Source organism: Stenotrophomonas sp. 610A2, assembly GCF_030549615.1.
GTDB classification, from domain to species: Bacteria; Pseudomonadota; Gammaproteobacteria; order Xanthomonadales; family Xanthomonadaceae; genus Stenotrophomonas; species Stenotrophomonas pigmentata.
This window is the reverse complement of the sequence record NZ_CP130832.1, coordinates 1718888-1735056: the sequence shown is the minus strand read 5'-3', so window position 1 is coordinate 1735056 and position 16169 is coordinate 1718888. Positions and strand designations below refer to the sequence as shown.

13 protein-coding genes are annotated in these 16169 nt (G+C 64.0%); 7 read left to right on the top strand and 6 right to left on the bottom strand.

Annotated elements, in window-relative coordinates; translation table 11 throughout:
- Window positions 1–349: 349 nt before the first annotated feature.
- The 6 genes from Q5Z11_RS07820 (at window position 350) to rnfB (ending at window position 9192) form a co-directional block, all read left to right on the top strand.
- Window positions 350–1243: an ABC transporter ATP-binding protein gene (locus tag Q5Z11_RS07820; protein ID WP_303749470.1), complete on the top strand. Its 894-nt coding sequence runs from the start codon at window positions 350–352 to the stop codon at window positions 1241–1243.
- A gap of 11 nt (window positions 1244–1254) precedes the next feature.
- Window positions 1255–4833 carry an ABC transporter permease/M1 family aminopeptidase gene (locus tag Q5Z11_RS07815; protein ID WP_303749469.1) on the top strand — a complete coding sequence of 1193 codons (3579 nt, stop codon included), beginning with the start codon at window positions 1255–1257 and terminating at the stop codon, window positions 4831–4833.
- Between the two features lie 335 nt (window positions 4834–5168).
- Window positions 5169–5615, top strand: coding sequence for a DUF2147 domain-containing protein (locus Q5Z11_RS07810; RefSeq protein WP_303749468.1), 447 nt, complete (start codon window positions 5169–5171; stop codon window positions 5613–5615).
- Between the two features lie 315 nt (window positions 5616–5930).
- Window positions 5931–8009, top strand: a complete 2079-nt coding sequence (gene metG, locus Q5Z11_RS07805; RefSeq protein WP_303749467.1) for a methionine--tRNA ligase — start codon at window positions 5931–5933, stop codon at window positions 8007–8009.
- Between the two features lie 48 nt (window positions 8010–8057).
- Window positions 8058–8648, top strand: a complete 591-nt coding sequence (locus Q5Z11_RS07800; RefSeq protein ID WP_303749466.1) for an HAD family hydrolase — start codon at window positions 8058–8060, stop codon at window positions 8646–8648.
- Window positions 8649–8703: 55 nt separating this feature from the next.
- A complete protein-coding gene (gene rnfB, locus Q5Z11_RS07795) occupies window positions 8704–9192 on the top strand; it encodes an Rnf electron transport complex subunit RnfB (RefSeq protein ID WP_303749465.1) in 489 nt (162 codons plus the stop codon).
- A gap of 157 nt (window positions 9193–9349) precedes the next feature.
- Here rnfB and Q5Z11_RS07790 read toward each other — a convergent pair whose 3' ends face one another.
- From Q5Z11_RS07790 to Q5Z11_RS07780, 3 genes are all read right to left on the bottom strand, one after another.
- On the bottom strand, window positions 9350–9880 hold the full coding sequence (locus Q5Z11_RS07790; RefSeq protein ID WP_303749464.1) for a hypothetical protein: 531 nt from the start codon (window positions 9878–9880) through the stop codon (window positions 9350–9352).
- Between the two features lie 102 nt (window positions 9881–9982).
- Window positions 9983–10330, bottom strand: coding sequence for a RidA family protein (locus tag Q5Z11_RS07785; RefSeq protein ID WP_303749463.1), 348 nt, complete (start codon window positions 10328–10330; stop codon window positions 9983–9985).
- Entirely contained in the window at window positions 10330–11019 is a 690-nt protein-coding gene (locus tag Q5Z11_RS07780; protein ID WP_303749462.1) for a DUF998 domain-containing protein, read from the bottom strand. The genes Q5Z11_RS07785 and Q5Z11_RS07780 overlap by 1 nt, the downstream gene beginning before the upstream one ends.
- A 163-nt stretch (window positions 11020–11182) precedes the next feature.
- Between Q5Z11_RS07780 and mprF the strand changes: the two genes are divergently transcribed.
- Window positions 11183–13735 (top strand): bifunctional lysylphosphatidylglycerol flippase/synthetase MprF, encoded by a 2553-nt coding sequence (gene mprF, locus Q5Z11_RS07775; RefSeq protein WP_303749461.1) that lies wholly within the window; start codon window positions 11183–11185, stop codon window positions 13733–13735.
- A gap of 101 nt (window positions 13736–13836) precedes the next feature.
- On the opposite strand, the gene Q5Z11_RS07770 is transcribed toward mprF, so the two are convergent.
- The 3 genes from Q5Z11_RS07770 to Q5Z11_RS07760 all read right to left on the bottom strand — a co-directional run bounded on the left by Q5Z11_RS07770 (window position 13837) and on the right by Q5Z11_RS07760 (window position 16107).
- Window positions 13837–15177: a virulence factor family protein gene (locus Q5Z11_RS07770; protein WP_303749460.1), complete on the bottom strand. Its 1341-nt coding sequence runs from the start codon at window positions 15175–15177 to the stop codon at window positions 13837–13839.
- Between the two features lie 70 nt (window positions 15178–15247).
- Window positions 15248–15445, bottom strand: coding sequence for an oxidoreductase-like domain-containing protein (locus Q5Z11_RS07765; protein WP_303749459.1), 198 nt, complete (start codon window positions 15443–15445; stop codon window positions 15248–15250).
- 62 nt (window positions 15446–15507) lie between these two features.
- Window positions 15508–16107: an HD domain-containing protein gene (locus Q5Z11_RS07760; RefSeq protein ID WP_303749458.1), complete on the bottom strand. Its 600-nt coding sequence runs from the start codon at window positions 16105–16107 to the stop codon at window positions 15508–15510.
- Between the last annotated feature and the right edge of the window lie 62 nt (window positions 16108–16169).

Below are 16169 nucleotides of genomic sequence, written 5' to 3'. Positions count from 1 at the left end.
AACCCCTCTCCCGCGCACGGGAGAGGGGCTAAAGCGTGCAATAACGCGGCCCTGTAGTGCCGAGCCATGCTCGGCAGGGGCTTTCCCGGCAACACGTCAGCGCCATGGGTTGTGGGAGCGGCGCTGGGTGGCCTCGGGCCATAAGCCGCGAAGCCAAAACAAGATCAAAAGCGATAAATCCAACCTCTCCCCAACCCCTCCCCTTGGCCTTCGGCCAAAGAGAGCGCGCAACATCAGGTCACATTCCGACCGTAACCACGTCCCTGGTCCTAATGACTTCCGGCGCATTGCCGGAAACCCGGCTGTAGCTGAATGTGACAGCCATCATCCAAGGAGAGGTTCGGTCCCCATGCTGCAGATCCGTGGTTTGTCGAAAACCTACGCCAATGGCGTACACGCACTCAAAAATGTCGACCTCGACATCCCCCGCGGCATGTTCGGCCTGCTCGGCCCCAACGGCGCCGGCAAATCCTCGCTGATGCGCACCCTGGCCACGCTGCAGGAGGCCGATGCTGGCAGCGCCACACTAACCACCGCCGATGGCGCCAGCATCGACATCCTGCGCGACAAGGACGCGCTGCGCCGCAAGCTGGGCTACCTGCCGCAGGATTTCGGCGTCTACCCGAAAGTAAGCGCGCTGGACCTGCTCGACCATTTCGCCGTGCTCAAGGGCCTGACCGCGCGCAAGCAGCGCAAGGAAGTTGTCGAAGCGCTGCTGCAGCAGGTCAACCTGTGGGATGCACGCAAGCGCAAGCTCGGCACCTACTCCGGCGGCATGCGCCAGCGCTTCGGCATTGCCCAGGCGCTGCTCGGCAACCCGCAGCTGGTCATCGTCGATGAGCCAACCGCTGGCCTGGACCCGGAAGAACGCAACCGTTTCCTCAACCTGCTTGCCGAGATCGGCGAGAACGTGGCGGTGATCCTGTCCACGCATATCGTCGAAGACGTCACCGACCTGTGCCCGACCATGGCCATCATGAACAAGGGCCAGGTACTGCTCACCGGACGCCCCACTGATGCGATCAACGCACTGCAGGCGCAGGTCTGGCGCAAGCAGGTGGCAAAAACCGCCCTGCCTGACTACGAGAGCCGTTTCACCGTGCTGTCGACGCGACTGGTCGGCGGCCGCCCGGTGATCCATGTGTTCGCCGACAACTGCCCTGAAGCAGGCTTCGAACCGGTAGCGCCGGGTCTCGAGGACGTCTACTTCCAGCGCCTGCGCCTGCAGGCGCAGGCCGCCTGACGGAGAAGACCATGACCCTCGCTTTCCTGCGCTTCGAGCTGCGCGAGCAGCTGCGTTCTCCCTTGTTGTGGCTGCTTGCGGCGCTGTTCGCCCTGATCGCCTTCGGCGCTGCTTCCAGCGACGCCGTCCAGATCGGCGGCGGCATCGGCAACGTGCACCGCAATGCACCGTCGGTGATTGCTACGTTCATGACTTCCTTCACCCTGCTCGGGCTGTTGGTGGTCACCTTGTTCGTCAGCAACGCTTTGCTGCGTGACTTCGAACTGGGCACCTCCGAACTGGTGTTCTCCAGCCCGATCAAGCGCCGCGATTATCTTCTCGGGCGTCTTGGTGCGGCCCTGCTGGCCAGCCTGCTGATGTACGTGATCATCGCGACAGGCCTGTTCATCGCCCAGTTCATGCCATGGATCGATGCGGCCCGGCTTGGCCCGGTGTCACTGCAGCCCTACCTGTGGTCGTTTGTTTTCATGGTGCTGCCGAACGTACTGTTCACCACCGCCTTGTTGGCGCTGCTGGCGGTAACCACCCGCAACATCCTGTGGGTCTATATCGGCGTCATCGTGTTCTTCGTGTTGTATGGCGTCAGCCGTGCACTGCTGGCCGATATCGACAACATGCGTATTGCCGCCCTGCTCGACCCGCTCGGCATGCGCGCGATGAGCCAGGCAATGCGTTACTGGTCGGCAGAAGAGCGCAACACCGGCTTGCCCGCGTTCACCGGCTACCTGCTGGAGAACCGCGTGTTGTGGCTGGCGGTGACCGGCGCGTTGTTCGCCGCGACCTTTGCGCTGTTCCGGACCGAGCGCAGTGGTACCGGCCGCAAGCGCGGCAAGAAGGTGGCCAGCGTTGCTACCACCGACAGCAAGCGCAGCAATGTGGTCGCCCCCAAGGTCACTCCGAACTTCAACACGGCGACCGGTTGGCGGCAGCTACTGCGCCAGGTCGGGTTTGATGCCTTTGGTGTTTTCCGCAGCGCGCCCTTCCTGGTGTTGCTGGTGCTGGGCATGGCCAACTTCATTCCCACGGCCCTGCACCGCCGCACCATGTACGGCACGCCAAGCTGGCCGGTGACCTCGCAGATGCTGGAAGCACTGCAGGGCAGCTTCAGCTTCCTGCTGATCATCATCGTGCTGTTCTACGCTGGCGAACTGGTGTGGCGTGAACGCAGCGCGCGCATCGCCGGCATCAGCGACGCCATGCCGGTGCCGAACTGGGTGCCGCTGCTGGGCAAGTTCCTCACCTTGATCGCAGTTGTATTCGCATTCCAGGCCGTCGGCGGGCTCACCGCAATCGCCATCCAGCTGAGCAAGGGCTACACCCAGATCGAGCCCCTGCTGTATTTCAAGACGTTGGCGTTGGACTCGGTGGTCTACATCCTGATGGGCGGCATGGCCTTGGTGCTGCAGGTACTGAGCAATAACAAGTTCATGGGCTATGCGCTGCTGATCCTGTTGCTGATCGGGCAGTCAGTGCTGGGCATGCTCGACTACACCCAGAACCTGTACAACTTCGGCAGCTGGCCGATCGCTCCGTATTCGGACATGAACGGCTACGGCCATTTCCTGACCGGGCAGCTGGCCTTCCAGGGCTACTGGATGCTATTCCTGCTGGCATTGCTGTTGCTGTGTGCTGCCTTGTGGGTACGCGGTGTGGATTCGGGTTGGCGGCAGCGCCTGCGCTTGGCAAAGCAGCGCCTCCGCGGTCCGCTGGGTGCAGGCCTGGCAGCGGCCACGCTGGCCTTCATCGCCTGCGGTGGCTGGCTGTACTGGAGCACCAACATCCGTAACGAGTTCGTCTCGCCGGACCAGCAGCTTGATCGCCAGGCCCGCTACGAGCGCGAGTACCGCAAATACAAGGACCTGCCGCAGCCGCGCATCATCGCCATCGACAATAATGTCGACCTGCACCCGGAAACCCAGTCAGTACGCATCGATGGTGTCTACCGTGTGCGTAATACGCATTCGGCGGCGATACCGGACATCCATGTCGCGATGGGCGATGACAGCACCCTGGCCAGCATCGAGATGGGCGGCGCCAAGCTGACCACCCACGATGAGGAACTGGGCTACCGCATCTATCACCTCGACGCACCGATGGCACCTGGCGAGGAGCGCGACATCCGCTTCACCGTCGACATCCACCCCAACGGCATCACCTCCGACCAGGCCCAGAGCCAGATCGTCGACAACGGCAGCTTCTTCAACAGCCGCGTGTTGCCTGCGTTCGGCTATGACACCGGCGCCGAGATCGACGACCGCAACGAGCGCCGCAAGCGCGACCTCGGCGAACCGACGCGCATGCCCAAGCTGGAGGATGAGGCCGCACGCGCCAATACCTATATCTCCAACGATTCGGACTGGCTGGACTTCCGCAGCACCATCTGCACAGCACCGGACCAGATCGCCCTGGCACCGGGCTACCTGCAGAAGGAATTCGAACGCGATGGCCGTCGCTGCTTCAGCTACGCCATGGACCGGCCGATGCTGAATTTCTACGCCTATCTGTCGGCACGCTGGACAGTGAAGAAGGCAACGTACAAGAACATTCCGATCGAGATCTATTACGACGCCAAGCATCCGTACAACGTCGATCGGATGATCGAGGGCGTGCAGAAGTCACTGGCCTATTACGAAGCCAACTTCAGTCCGTACCAGCACAAGCAGGTGCGCATCATCGAGTTCCCCGGCTACCAGTCGTTCGCGCAGAGCTTTGCCAACACCATCCCCTACTCGGAGTCGATCGGTTTCATCGCCGACCTGCGCGACAAGGATGATGTCGACTATGTGTTCTATGTCACCGCGCATGAAGTGGCGCACCAGTGGTGGGCACACCAGGTGATCGGCGCCAATGTGCAGGGTGCGACCGTGCTGTCCGAGTCCTTGTCGCAGTACTCGGCCTTGATGGTGATGGAGAAGGAATACGGACGCGGCCACATGCGACAGTTCCTGAAGGATGAGCTGGACAACTACCTGTCGGGCCGCGGCGGCGAGGATGTAGAGGAACTGCCGCTGTACCGCGTGGAGAACCAGCAGTACATCCATTACCGCAAGGGCTCGGTGGTGTTCTACCGCCTGCGTGAGGAAATGGGCGAGGAAGCATTGAACCGCGCGTTGTCGCGCTTCATCCAGGCCAAGGCCTTCCAGCAGCCGCCATACACCACCTCGGCCGAGTTGCTGGAGTTCATCCGCGCCGAAGCAAAGCCCGAGCAACAGGCATTGATCACCGACCTGTTCGAGAAGATCAGCTTCTACGACAACCGCGTGGTCGAGGCCAATGCGAAGAAACGCGCCGACGGCCGCTACGACGTGACCCTGCAACTGCACGCCGACAAGCGTTACGCCGACGGCATGGGCAAGGAAACCGCAGGGACGCTGGACGACTGGATCGAGGTCGGCGTATTCGCCAAGGGTGCCTCCGGCAAGGAGCGCGATGAGAAGGTGCTGTATCTGCAGCGCCATCACATCACCGCCGCTGCTCCCAGCATCACCGTCACCGTGGACCAGAAACCCGACGAAGCCGGTTTCGACCCGTACAACAAGCTGATCGACCGTGTATCGGCCGACAACCGCAAGCGAGTGACGGTGCAGTAGGCCAGAGGAGCGCAAAGCCCGTGCATTTGCTCAAAGCCCCTCTCCCGCCTGCGGGAGAGGGGTTGGGGTGAGGGCAGCTTTTGAGGCATTACCGGCAAAGCCCCTGCCGAGCATGGCCCGGCACTACCTCGAAGCCCCTCTCCCGCCTGCGGGAGAGGGGTTGGGGTGAGGGCAGCTTTTGAAGCATTGCCAGGAAAGCCCCTGCCGAGCATGGCTCGGCACTACATCCTCCAAAATCTGCTGCACTGCGGATTCCGTACGGGACCGAATGCGGTTACATTCGGCGCGTAACAGCGCCGCCGGCAGCTGACCAAACCCACCCTGGGAGGGGACACATGCGTACTACTTTCAAAACCCTGTTGCTGGCCCTGCCGCTGCTGGCCGCCGGCTTTTCCGCCAACGCCAGCGACAGCGCCGCCGGCCGCTGGCGCACCATCGATGACGAAACCGGCCGGGTGAAGTCGATCGTCGAGATCACCCAGGCCGCCAATGGCACCCTCAGCGGCAGGGTGCTGCAGGTGTTGCAGTCCGAGCAGGGCCCGCACCCGGTCTGCAACAAGTGTGAAGGTGCCAACAAGGGCAAGCCGATCGAAGGCATGACCATCCTCTGGAACGTCCGCCCGGACGGCACCAACAAGTGGGCCAACGGCACCATCCTGGATCCGGCCAAGGGCAAGACCTACAGCTCCAAGGTCGCCCTGGTGGACAACGGCCGCAAGCTGGACGTCTCCGGCTGCATTTCATTCATCTGCCGCACCCAGACCTGGCTGCGCGACCAGTAAGACCTGCTTGGGGCTGTTGCTTGAGGCTGTTTCTTGAGGCTGTTTCTTGAAGCTGTTGCTTGAGGCCCTGCTCGAAGCTCTTGCTCATAGCCCCTCTCCCGCCTGCGGGAGAGGGGTTGGGGTGAGGGGAAGCTTCTAGCTGAGCAAAGTCAAAAGCTCCCCTCATCCGCCCCTTCAGGGCACCTTCTCCCGTAGACGGGAGAAGGGAAGGCCCAGGTTTCGCTCCCTGTCTGGCAAGCCCCCAGCCCCGGCCTCCCGGGGCTGCTTCTTTTCAGCCATGCGATAATCACCAGTCCCCTGCTGCAAACCATCGCCATGACCCGCAACGCCCTAGTCACCAATGCCCTGCCCTACGCCAACGGCCCGCTGCACCTCGGCCACCTGGTGGGTTACATCCAAGCCGACATCTGGGTGCGTGCGCGGCGAATGATGGGCGAGAAGGTCTGGTACGTCTGCGCCGATGACACCCACGGCACGCCGATCATGCTGGCCGCGGAGAAGGCCGGGGTGACCCCGGAAGCCTTCATCGCCAACATCCAGGCCGGCCATGAGCGCGATTTCGCCGCCTTTGGCGTGGATTTCGACCATTACGACTCGACCAACTCGGCCACCAACCGTGAGCTGACCGAAGCCCTGTACGCCAAGCTCGACGCCGCCGGCCATATCAGCCGTCGCTCGGTGGCGCAGTTCTACGATCCGGCCAAGGGCATGTTCCTGCCCGACCGCTACATCAAGGGCACCTGCCCCAACTGCAAGTCGCCCGACCAGTACGGCGACAACTGCGAAGTCTGTGGTGCCACCTACGGCCCGACCGACCTGATCGAGCCGAAGTCGGTGGTATCCGGCGCGACCCCGGAAATGCGCGACTCGGAGCATTACTTCTTCGAAGTCGGCCGCTTCCAGGAGTTCCTGCGCGAATGGCTGGCCGGCGACGTGGCCCTGCCGGGCGTGAAGGCCAAGCTCGCCGAGTGGCTGGATGCCGAGGGCGGCCTGCGCGCGTGGGACATCTCGCGTGATGCGCCCTACTTCGGCTTCGAGATCCCCGGCGCACCGGGCAAGTACTTCTACGTGTGGCTGGACGCGCCGATCGGCTATCTGTCCAGCTTCAAGAACCTGTGCGCCAGGACCGGTGACGACTTCGACGCCGTGCTCGCTGCCGACAGCAACACCGAGCTGCACCACTTCCTCGGCAAGGACATCGTCAACTTCCACGGCCTGTTCTGGCCGGCGGTGCTGAAGGGCAGCGGCCTGCGCACGCCGACCAAGCTGCACGTCAACGGTTACCTGACCGTGGACGGCGCCAAGATGAGCAAGTCGCGCGGCACCTTCATCATGGCCCGCACCTACCTGGATGCCGGTTTGGCACCGGAAGCACTGCGCTATTACTTCGCCGCCAAGTCCTCCGGCGGCGTCGACGATCTCGATCTGAACCTGAGCGACTTCACCGCCCGCGTGAATGCCGATCTGGTCGGAAAGTTCGTCAACCTGGCCAGCCGCTGCGCCGGCTTCATCGCCAAGCGCTTCGACGGCAAGCTGGCCGACACGCTGCCTGACCAGGCCCAGTACGATCGTTTCATCGCTGCGCTGGCACCGATTCGCGAAGCCTACGAGCGCAACGACGCGGCCGCCGCCATCCGCCTGACCATGGCGCTGGCCGATGAAGCCAACAAGTACATCGACGACACCAAGCCGTGGGTCATCGCCAAGCAGGAAGGTGCCGACGCCGAACTGCAGGCGGTCTGCACCCAGGGCCTGAACCTGTTCCGCGTGCTGGTCACTGCGCTCAAGCCGGTGTTGCCGGCCACGGCACTGCAGGCCGAGAGCTTCCTCAACGCCCCGGTCCACGGCTGGGACGACATCACCACCCCGCTGACCGCACACAGCATCGCCGCCTACGTGGCGCTGTTCACCCGTATCGACCCCAAGATGATTGACGCAATGACCGACGCCTCCAAGGACACCCTCACCGCCCAGCCCGCCGCCGAGGCCAAGCCGGCCAAGGCCGAGAAGCCCGCCAAGGTCGAAGTGAAGGCCGAGGCCAAGGCCGAAGGTGAAGCTTCCGCGTATATCGGTATCGATGATTTCGCCAAGCTCGACCTGCGCATCGGCAAGGTGCTGGAATGCGGCTTCGTCGAAGGCTCGGACAAGCTGCTGCGCTTCCTGCTGGATGCCGGCGACCTCGGTCAGCGGCAGATCTTCTCCGGCATCCGCGGCAGCTATGCCGAACCGGAAGCATTGGTCGGCCGCAACGTGGTGTTCATCGCCAACTTGGCTCCGCGCAAGATGCGCTTCGGCCTGAGCGAAGGCATGATCCTGTCGGCCGGCTTCGACGGCGGCGCGCTGGCGTTGCTGGATGCCGATGGCGGTGCATTGCCGGGCATGCCGGTACGTTGATGGCAACGGGTGCGCCGCTGGGCGCACCCTTCCCGAACGGAGTGGACCATGCAGCTAGCCCTCTTCGACTTCGACCACACCATCACCGTCTGTGACACCTACAGCCGGTTCCTGCGTCGCGTGGCCACACCGGAACAGCGCGCGCAGGGATGGTGGCGGGTTGGGCCGTGGGTGCTGGCCTACCGGCTGAAACTGATCTCGGCCGAACGCGTCCGCCGCCGTGTCACCGCGCAGGTGTTTACTGGCCGCCATGCCGGTGAGATCACCCAGATGGCACGCGACTACGCACGCGAGCAGCTGCCGGAGATGGTGCGGCCGGAGATGCTGGAGCAGATCCAGTGGCACAAGACGCAGGGCCATACCGTGGTGGTCGTGTCCGGCTCGCTCGACCTGTACCTGCAGCACTGGTGCGAACGGCAGGGCCTGCAGATGATCTGCAACCGGCTCGAGGTGCAGGACAACCGCTTCACCGGCCGCTACGCCGAGGGCGACTGCGGCGCGCGCAAGGTCGCCCTGATACGCAAGCGCTTCGATCTGGGCAGCTACCAGCGTATCCACGCCTACGGCGACAGCAGCGAAGACAAAGCCATGCTGGCGCTGGCGCACGAGCGTTGGTATCGCGGCAAATGCCTTTCCTGAGCCCCGCTCCCTCCGGGACAGGGCTTAGGGTGAGGGCGAACAGCAGGACTCCCCAATGATTACCCAACCCTCATCCGACGCTGCGCACCACCTTCTCTTGCAGGGAGAAGGAAGGGCTGCGCTGGTCGAACGCCTCGACCGGCTGCTACCGCAGACCCAATGTGGGCAATGCGGCTATGACGGCTGTCGTCCCTATGCCGAGGCCATGGCAGCCAATGCTGCCGCTGTGGACCATTGCCCGCCAGGCGGTGATGCCGGTGCGCGCGCACTGGCGCATGTGCTGGGCGTAACCGCCCTGCCCTACGACCGCAGCCGCGGCGAGCACAAACCAGCGCAGGTCGCGGTGATCGTCGAAGCCGATTGCATCGGCTGCACCAAGTGCATCCAGGCCTGCCCGGTCGATGCCATCGTCGGCGGCGCCAAATACATGCATACCGTGCTGGCCGACCTGTGCACCGGCTGCGAGCTGTGCATCCCGCCCTGCCCGGTGGATTGCATCGATCTGCAGCTAGTGACAGCCCCTGCAGCTGTAGGAGCGGCGTAAGCCGCGAAGCTCGTAGCAAACCAGCTGTCTGAGATCCCGATCATCGGCATCAAACCGAAAGAGCACAGCTGTTTCAGATCATGTTGAACATTGCGATCCGAACAGTACCGGCTTCGCGGCTTACGCCGCTCCTACAAGCCGGCGAAGTCTTGCGAACTCAATACTCTTCATCCTCGTCTTTCGGCGGCAGTGGCGGCACGGTGTACTGGTGCCCGTGCGCACGGCAATCCGCAATCAAAGCCTCCGCATCCGCGCGCACTATCGCGCGCGTGCCCAGCGGATAGCGGTTGTCCTCGACCAGGTCGGTGCGCAGGTCGGTGACCGGTGAGAACGACGCAGATACGGCATAACGCTCCTCCGATATAGCCAGCGCATCACCGCCCCACCAGCGGATCAACCATTGCGCGTTGTCCCATATCAGCACCGTTTCCACCGTGCCGCCGGCGAGCTGGTAGCCCACCGCACAGAAACCATTGGGAACACTGCGGTCACCATGGCGGCGCACCGTATTGCGCAGCTCTGCCTCAATCAGCTTGAACTGCGGGTACTGCAGCGGTTCGATCCGCTGCACAGGCACCTGCGCGTAAATCAACTTCGACAACGGCGCAGGCGCCGGCGCCGCAACAGATACAGTCGCACTGGCGCCAACCAACGCACAACACACTGCAAACAACAGACGAACCTTCATTCCCTTCCCTTGCCTCCCTGCAAAGCCATCAGCAGTTTCAAAGCCTGATCTGCCCGGATGCGATCGCATCCAGCGCAGATCAGTAGTGGTCATGCAGTCCGCTTACGGCACTGCAGCGGTGATCACGATCTCGATCTTCCACTCCGGGTTGGCCAACTTGGCCTGCACCGTGGCGCGCGACGGCGTTGCGCCCTGCGGTACCCACTTGTCCCAGGCTTGGTTCATGCCGGCGAAGTCGGCCAGGTCGGCCAGGAAGATCTCGGCACGCAGGATCTTGGTCTTGTCGGTCGGTGCCAGACGCAGCAGATCGTCGATGGCCTGCAGCACCTGCTCGGTCTGGCCGACGATATCGGCGCTGGTGTCTTCCGGCACCTGCCCGGCCAGATAGGCCACGCCGTTGTGGATGGTCATTTCCGACATGCGCGGGCCGGTATCGAAGCGCTGGATCATCAGGGTGACTCCGTGTTGGGGATGTAGCCGCCATTGTGAGGGCAAGTGGAAGTTTCAGGCGTTTCTTTGCGTGAACGACGCCACGATGCGAGCGCCACCAACAGCAACCAGCCCACCACAACCGCAATCACCAGCTTCTGCCCCAGTCCGCGCGGGCTGCCACGCCACAGCACGTGCACCCACAACCCCGCAAAGGCCAACCACGCCCAGGCCCAGGTCAGCCAATACAGGCTCCGCCAGCGTGTGTCGCGGCCGAAGCACCAGGCCTGCAACAGCATGGCCACGGTCACGCACAGGAAAGCAGTCTGTGCCGCCAAACCATGAACCAGCGGCGCCAGCAACGGCGCGTACTGCGGCAACCAGCTATCGCCTATCGCTACCGTAGCCAATCCAAGCCCGGCCACGGCGAACAGACTGGGCGGCAAGCCGCGCCGTGCGTTGCCATGCGCTTGCCGGTACAGCATCACGCCAAGCACGGCGATGGCCAGCGCCAGCAGGCAATAGACGCTGCGCAGCACAAGCCCATAGGGGCCATGCAGATACAGACTGAGGGTTGCCCGTACCCAGTCCAGGTCATCACGCGCAAACTGCAGGCCGATGGCAACAGCCAGGAACACCAGCAAGGCCAGCACCACGGCCAAGGCCAGCGCTGGCGATTGCCGTGCTCCCTTGTGCGAACCACTACCCATGTCCACTCCCCGCCGTTCGAGCTGCCAAGTCTAGTGCGCCCGTGGGCGGTCCGCTGACTGAAGGCGGTGAAAACGCTGTACTGCGTGCATGCAGCCATCATCACGCAAGGGGGCTAGTCTTATGCGTCCGCGCCGCGCCAGCGCATAGCTCCCTCCCGTCTGCATGACCGCGTCTTCCACGTCTTCGGAATCCTCCATGCCGGGTTGGCGGCGTGTTGCCGCCATCCTCGTCACCCTCGCCATCATGGCAATGGCGCTGCATGCCTTGGCCGGCGAGTTCAGCGATCACGGTTACCACCAGATCCGTGCCGCCGTGCGCGGTCTCTCGTGGTCGCAACTGGGCATGGCGACGCTGCTGGGCATGGCCAGCTATGCCTGCCTGATCGGATTCGATGCCATCGGCCTGCGCCGTGCGAAGCATCCACTGCCTGCGGCCCGTGTTGGCATCACCGCCTTCCTGGCCCACGCCGCCGGGCAGACCCTGGGTTTTGCCGCGCTGACGGGTGGTGCCATCCGCGTACGCAGCTACGGCAGTGCCGGGCTCAGCCTTGCCGAGATTGGCCAGGTGGTGCTGATGAGCACCCTGGGTTTCGTATTCGGTGCCTGGCTGCTGCTTGGCCTGGCCTTGCTGCTGGAACCAGGTGCCGCCGCGCTGGCATTGCCGATCTCGGCCACGGCGGTGCATGCGCTCGGCATCGGCTTGCTGGTCGGTTTCGCCGCGATGCTGCTGTTGGTTGGCCGCGACGGCCGCAGCGTCGGTTGGGGCACGCACCGGATGTGGATTCCTGACCGTCGCACGGTGCTGGAAGTCACCGCGTTGAGCGTGGTCGAGTTGGGCCTGGCCTCGGCCGCGTTCTACGTGCTGTTGCCGACGCAGGCCGAGGTCGGCTTCATCGGCTTCGTCGGCCTGTATCTGGTGGCGGTGGTGGCTGGGCTGGTGTCCACGGTGCCGGCAGGCTTGGGCGTGTTCGAGTGGAGCCTGCTCAAGTTGCTGCCGCAGGTGGCACCGGCCGCGATCCTCGCTGCCGCGGTGGCTTACCGCATCACCTACTACCTGCTGCCCTTGTTCCTGTCCGCACTGCTGGCGGCCCTTGCCAGCGTGCGCCGCCCGCTGCGCAGTGGCGCCGGGACTGCGTGGTCGGTAATACGGCCGTGGCTGCCGCAGTTGATCGCGCTGGCCGTATTTGCGGCCGGTGCTCTGTTGCTGATCGACGGCACGTTGCCAGTGCCCCATCAGCGGGTGCTGCCAGCATTGCTGCCGATCGTGGAAACCTCGCACCTGCTGGGCAGTCTGGGCGGCGTGTTGCTGCTGCTGATCGGCCAGGGACTGCAGCGCCGGAGCCATTCTGCGTGGATGCTGGCGCTGGCGCTATGCATCGCCCTGCCGCTGCCGGCGTGGCTGCGCGGCGGCCACCTCACCGTCGCCCTGACCCTGCCCTTGGTCGCAATCGCGCTGTGGGCGGCACGGCGCGAGTTCTACCGCGAAGGCGCCCTGCTCGACGAGGCATGGTCCTGGCCATGGCTGCGCAATGTCGCCCTGGTGCTGGTCGCCACCGTGTGGCTGCTGTTCTTCGTCTACAGCCATGTCGAATACCAGAACGAGCTGTGGTGGCAGTTCGCCACCTCCGGCAATGCGCCACGCGCGCTACGCGCTTTGCTGCTGGTCTGCATCGCGCTGATCGTGTTCGGGTTGGCACGTCTGCTGCACAGCACCCGCAGCCCGCTGCCGCTGCCGGATGCGGCAACGCTGGAACAACTGCGTCCGGTACTGGCCTTGGCCCAGGACACCCAGGCCTGCGTGGCGATGACCGGCGACAAGGCGATCCTGCGCAGCGAGGCTGGCGATGGCTTCGTGATGCTGCAGCGTTACGGCGGCTCGTTGGTGGCGATGGGTGACCCGGTTGGGCCATCGCAGGTGGCAGCCGCGCTGATCTGGAAATTCCGCGAGGAAGCCGACCGGCTCGGCCTGCGCCCGGTGTTCTACCAGACCAGCGACAAGTACTGGCAGCACTACCTGGATCTTGGCCTGACCCTGGTCAAACTGGGCGAGGAAGCAATGGTGCCGCTGCAGGACTTCAGCCTGGCCGGCAGCGAACGCGCGGATCTGCGCCAGGCCTGGAACAAGGGCAAGCGCGCTGGACTGAGCTTCAGGCTGGTGCCGGCCAGCGAGGTGCCGGCCTTGCTGGGAGAGCTGGAAGAAATCTCGGACGCATGGTTGGACGAAAAAGCCGGCGAAGAAAAAGGCTTCTCATTGGGCAGCTTCGAGCCCGGCTACATGAGCCGTTTCCCGGTGGCGGTGGTCGAAGCGGAAGGACGTATCGTCGCCTTCGCCAATATCTGGCAGGCACCGGCGGGTCATGAGCTGTCGGTTGACCTGATGCGGCATCGCCCGGATGCACCCAAGGGCACGATGGATTTCCTGTTCATCGAGTTGTTCCTGTGGGGCGCTGCCAATGGCTATACCCGCTTCTCGCTGGGCATGGCGCCATTGACTGGCCTGGCCCAGCACCGACTGGCCGGGCGCTGGAACCGCTTCGCCAACCTGGTCGCGCGCCATGGCGAGCGTTTCTATGGCTTCAGCGGGCTGCGCCGCTTCAAGTCCAAGTTCGCACCGGAGTGGCGGCCGCGCTATCTGGCCGCACCGGGTGGCGTGCACCTACCAGCGGCACTGCTGGATGTGACCCGGTTGATTTCGTTGGATCCAAGCAGGAAATAGCCATCTGCTTTTGTAGGAGCGGCGTCAGCCGCGAAGCCGATGATCTGAGACATCTCCAGCTTCGCGGCTGACGCCGCTCCTACAGCAACCCAGCAAAATCTCTACGGCCCCTGCACACGCTGCAGTATCACTTTCGCCAGGCCTTCGTAATCGCCTTCAAAATGGTGATCGCCCGGCAGCTTGATCAGCTGCGCGCTACCGGCCGGCAACTTCGGGCACAGAGCGTCACTGTCATCGGCGCCGTAGATGCACAAAGTGCTGTCAGCGGCCATGCGCCGTACCTCCGGCGCGATCGGCAAACCATCATCGCCGCCACTGGAAATCCAGTTGCTGACATGGAATTCATAGTCGGCGCGCTCGCCCATCGACATCAGTGCGCTCATGCGCAGCATCTGCGCGGTGGCTGGCGGTAGCTTGTTGATGGCCGCAGGCAGCACATCCGCGCCTTGCGAGAAACCAATCAGCAGCAGCTTCGGTCGTTGCCAGTGGTTGGCGTAATAGCGCGCGATACGATCCAGGTCGGTCGCAAATCCCGCCGGCGTGCGTTCGCTCCAGAAGTAGCGCAAAGAGTCCACCCCGACCACCGGAATTCCAGCCTTCGCCAAGGCGCTGGCCACATCCTTATCCAACCCCGCCCAACCGCCATCGCCGGAGACGAACACCGCGAAGGTGTCGCCCTGCCCGCTGGCCGGCACTTCCACCAGCGGCAGACCGTCCAGATCCTGCGGCACCGCAGGCAAGCTGACACCGCGTTGTGCACCCAGCACCCGTGCGGCAGCTACCTCACCAGGCAAGGCACTACCCGCAGCGGTACGCGCGAACTGGCGCGCCCACGGCACCGCCGCAGTGAATGCAGCAATTTCCTTCGCCGGGCAAGTCTGACCCTTGCCGGCAACCGCGTTCAACCAGGGGAAATGCAGGGGCTGCGGCAACAGCGTCTGGCCCTTGATGGCATCGCCGCAGGTCATCGTCGCGTTGCGCAGCTCCGGGCAGAAACCTTCGGTCAACAAGCCGGCAAATACGTCCGGCCCAGCCTGTGTAGCGACCGCATAGGCCAGCGCCGCACCGGCACCATCACCGCCGAGGATGGGCAGGCGGTAGGTCGGCACGTGGTAGTAAGCCTGCACATAGCGCGAGAAATTCTCGACGTCGCCTGCGGAAAAACCACAGTGCGCGCCCTCCCTGGTCAGCACCTGATACAGATGGCGGGTGTCGATGTCGACCACCATCGCGCCGTCATCACGCAGCGCCTGCAGTCGAGCCTGCCGTTCCGCTGGAGCTGACGCATCAGCGAACCACAACACCACGCGCTGTACCGGCGCACTCGGCAGCAGCACCGGCACATGTTCGAAGCGTCCATGGCTGACCTGTTCGGCCGCCATTGCTGGCGCCGCCCACAGGCTCATTGCCAGCACCCACATTCCCCACATCACACGTGCCATGTACAGGCCTCAAGAACGTTGCTGCAAAGCCTACGCCCATGGCGGGCGGAAAGATGTCGAAACGGCCTGCTCAGGCCTGCGCTTCGGGATGGCGTTCAAGCCATTCGGCCAGCCGCTGCCGGTAGAGCAGCAATTCGTCGGTATACAGATCCAGTACGCACAGCGGGCAGCCGCTGCCACAGCACTCGTTCGGACCAGGTGCTTCCGGTGGTTGCGGGCGCGGGTCGGGATCTGCAGTTGCGGGGACTGGGACAGGCAATTCGTTCATTACAGCGGCCGGTTCGGCCCTATCAGCAACAGGACAAGCGACATTTTAGCCAAAGCGCGGACTCAGGCCGTGGCCCGGCGCAGATTGGCGCGTGCCGCCGCATCGTAACGTTCATGGAAGAACGCGCTGAAGAAGATACGCGGCTGCTGCAATACCTTCTTCAGGAAGCGTCGCCGGTTGAGCCGGAACAGGAAGCCCGGCACCTTGCCCTGGTACTCCTCGGCGATGCCACGGTCATAGGCATCAAATACCGCGTCCGGCGCAGCCAGGATCGCCATGTCGCTGTCCAGGAACAGCGCGGCATCCGCATCCAGCTCTGCGCCATCCAGGCTGCCATGGCGCGCGGTGAGTTCGATCAGCAGGATCACCCGCGCTACGTCCACTTCGGTATCCGGCAGCCAACGCTTGATCGCGGACGCGGCCAGCTGCGCCGAGCGCGTCTCGTTGTCGCCGCGCCCCGCCTCGTAGATGGCGTCGTGGTAAAGCACCGCCAGCAGCACCTCCAACGGCTGCTGCCAGCCGGGGCCAGCGGCGACATCGCGGTAGTGCTGCAGCAGCGCCTGCACATGGCCAAAGTTGTGATACGCACGCGGCGGCTGCGCGTAGGCGGTTTTCAGCTCGGCCAGCAGCGGCGGCGGCAGGGTCTGCAGCAAATCGTTCATGGCTGCATCTTGGCATGAAGCCAAGGATTGGACAGGCTCACCCGCAATGTAGGGAGCCGTGG

What these genes read in the sequence shown, in the direction of transcription:
- Q5Z11_RS07820 (WP_303749470.1), top strand. Translation starts at nt 350, where the DNA reads ATGCTGCAGATCCGTGGTTTGTCGAAAACCTACGCCAATGGCGTACAC.
- Q5Z11_RS07815 (WP_303749469.1), top strand. Translation starts at nt 1,255, where the DNA reads ATGACCCTCGCTTTCCTGCGCTTCGAGCTGCGCGAGCAGCTGCGTTCT.
- Q5Z11_RS07810 (WP_303749468.1), top strand. Translation starts at nt 5,169, where the DNA reads ATGCGTACTACTTTCAAAACCCTGTTGCTGGCCCTGCCGCTGCTGGCC.
- metG (WP_303749467.1), top strand. Translation starts at nt 5,931, where the DNA reads ATGACCCGCAACGCCCTAGTCACCAATGCCCTGCCCTACGCCAACGGC.
- Q5Z11_RS07800 (WP_303749466.1), top strand. Translation starts at nt 8,058, where the DNA reads ATGCAGCTAGCCCTCTTCGACTTCGACCACACCATCACCGTCTGTGAC.
- rnfB (WP_303749465.1), top strand. Translation starts at nt 8,704, where the DNA reads ATGATTACCCAACCCTCATCCGACGCTGCGCACCACCTTCTCTTGCAG.
- Q5Z11_RS07790 (WP_303749464.1), bottom strand. Translation starts at nt 9,880, where the DNA reads ATGAAGGTTCGTCTGTTGTTTGCAGTGTGTTGTGCGTTGGTTGGCGCC.
- Q5Z11_RS07785 (WP_303749463.1), bottom strand. Translation starts at nt 10,330, where the DNA reads ATGATCCAGCGCTTCGATACCGGCCCGCGCATGTCGGAAATGACCATC.
- Q5Z11_RS07780 (WP_303749462.1), bottom strand. Translation starts at nt 11,019, where the DNA reads ATGGGTAGTGGTTCGCACAAGGGAGCACGGCAATCGCCAGCGCTGGCC.
- mprF (WP_303749461.1), top strand. Translation starts at nt 11,183, where the DNA reads ATGACCGCGTCTTCCACGTCTTCGGAATCCTCCATGCCGGGTTGGCGG.
- Q5Z11_RS07770 (WP_303749460.1), bottom strand. Translation starts at nt 15,177, where the DNA reads ATGGCACGTGTGATGTGGGGAATGTGGGTGCTGGCAATGAGCCTGTGG.
- Q5Z11_RS07765 (WP_303749459.1), bottom strand. Translation starts at nt 15,445, where the DNA reads ATGAACGAATTGCCTGTCCCAGTCCCCGCAACTGCAGATCCCGACCCG.
- Q5Z11_RS07760 (WP_303749458.1), bottom strand. Translation starts at nt 16,107, where the DNA reads ATGAACGATTTGCTGCAGACCCTGCCGCCGCCGCTGCTGGCCGAGCTG.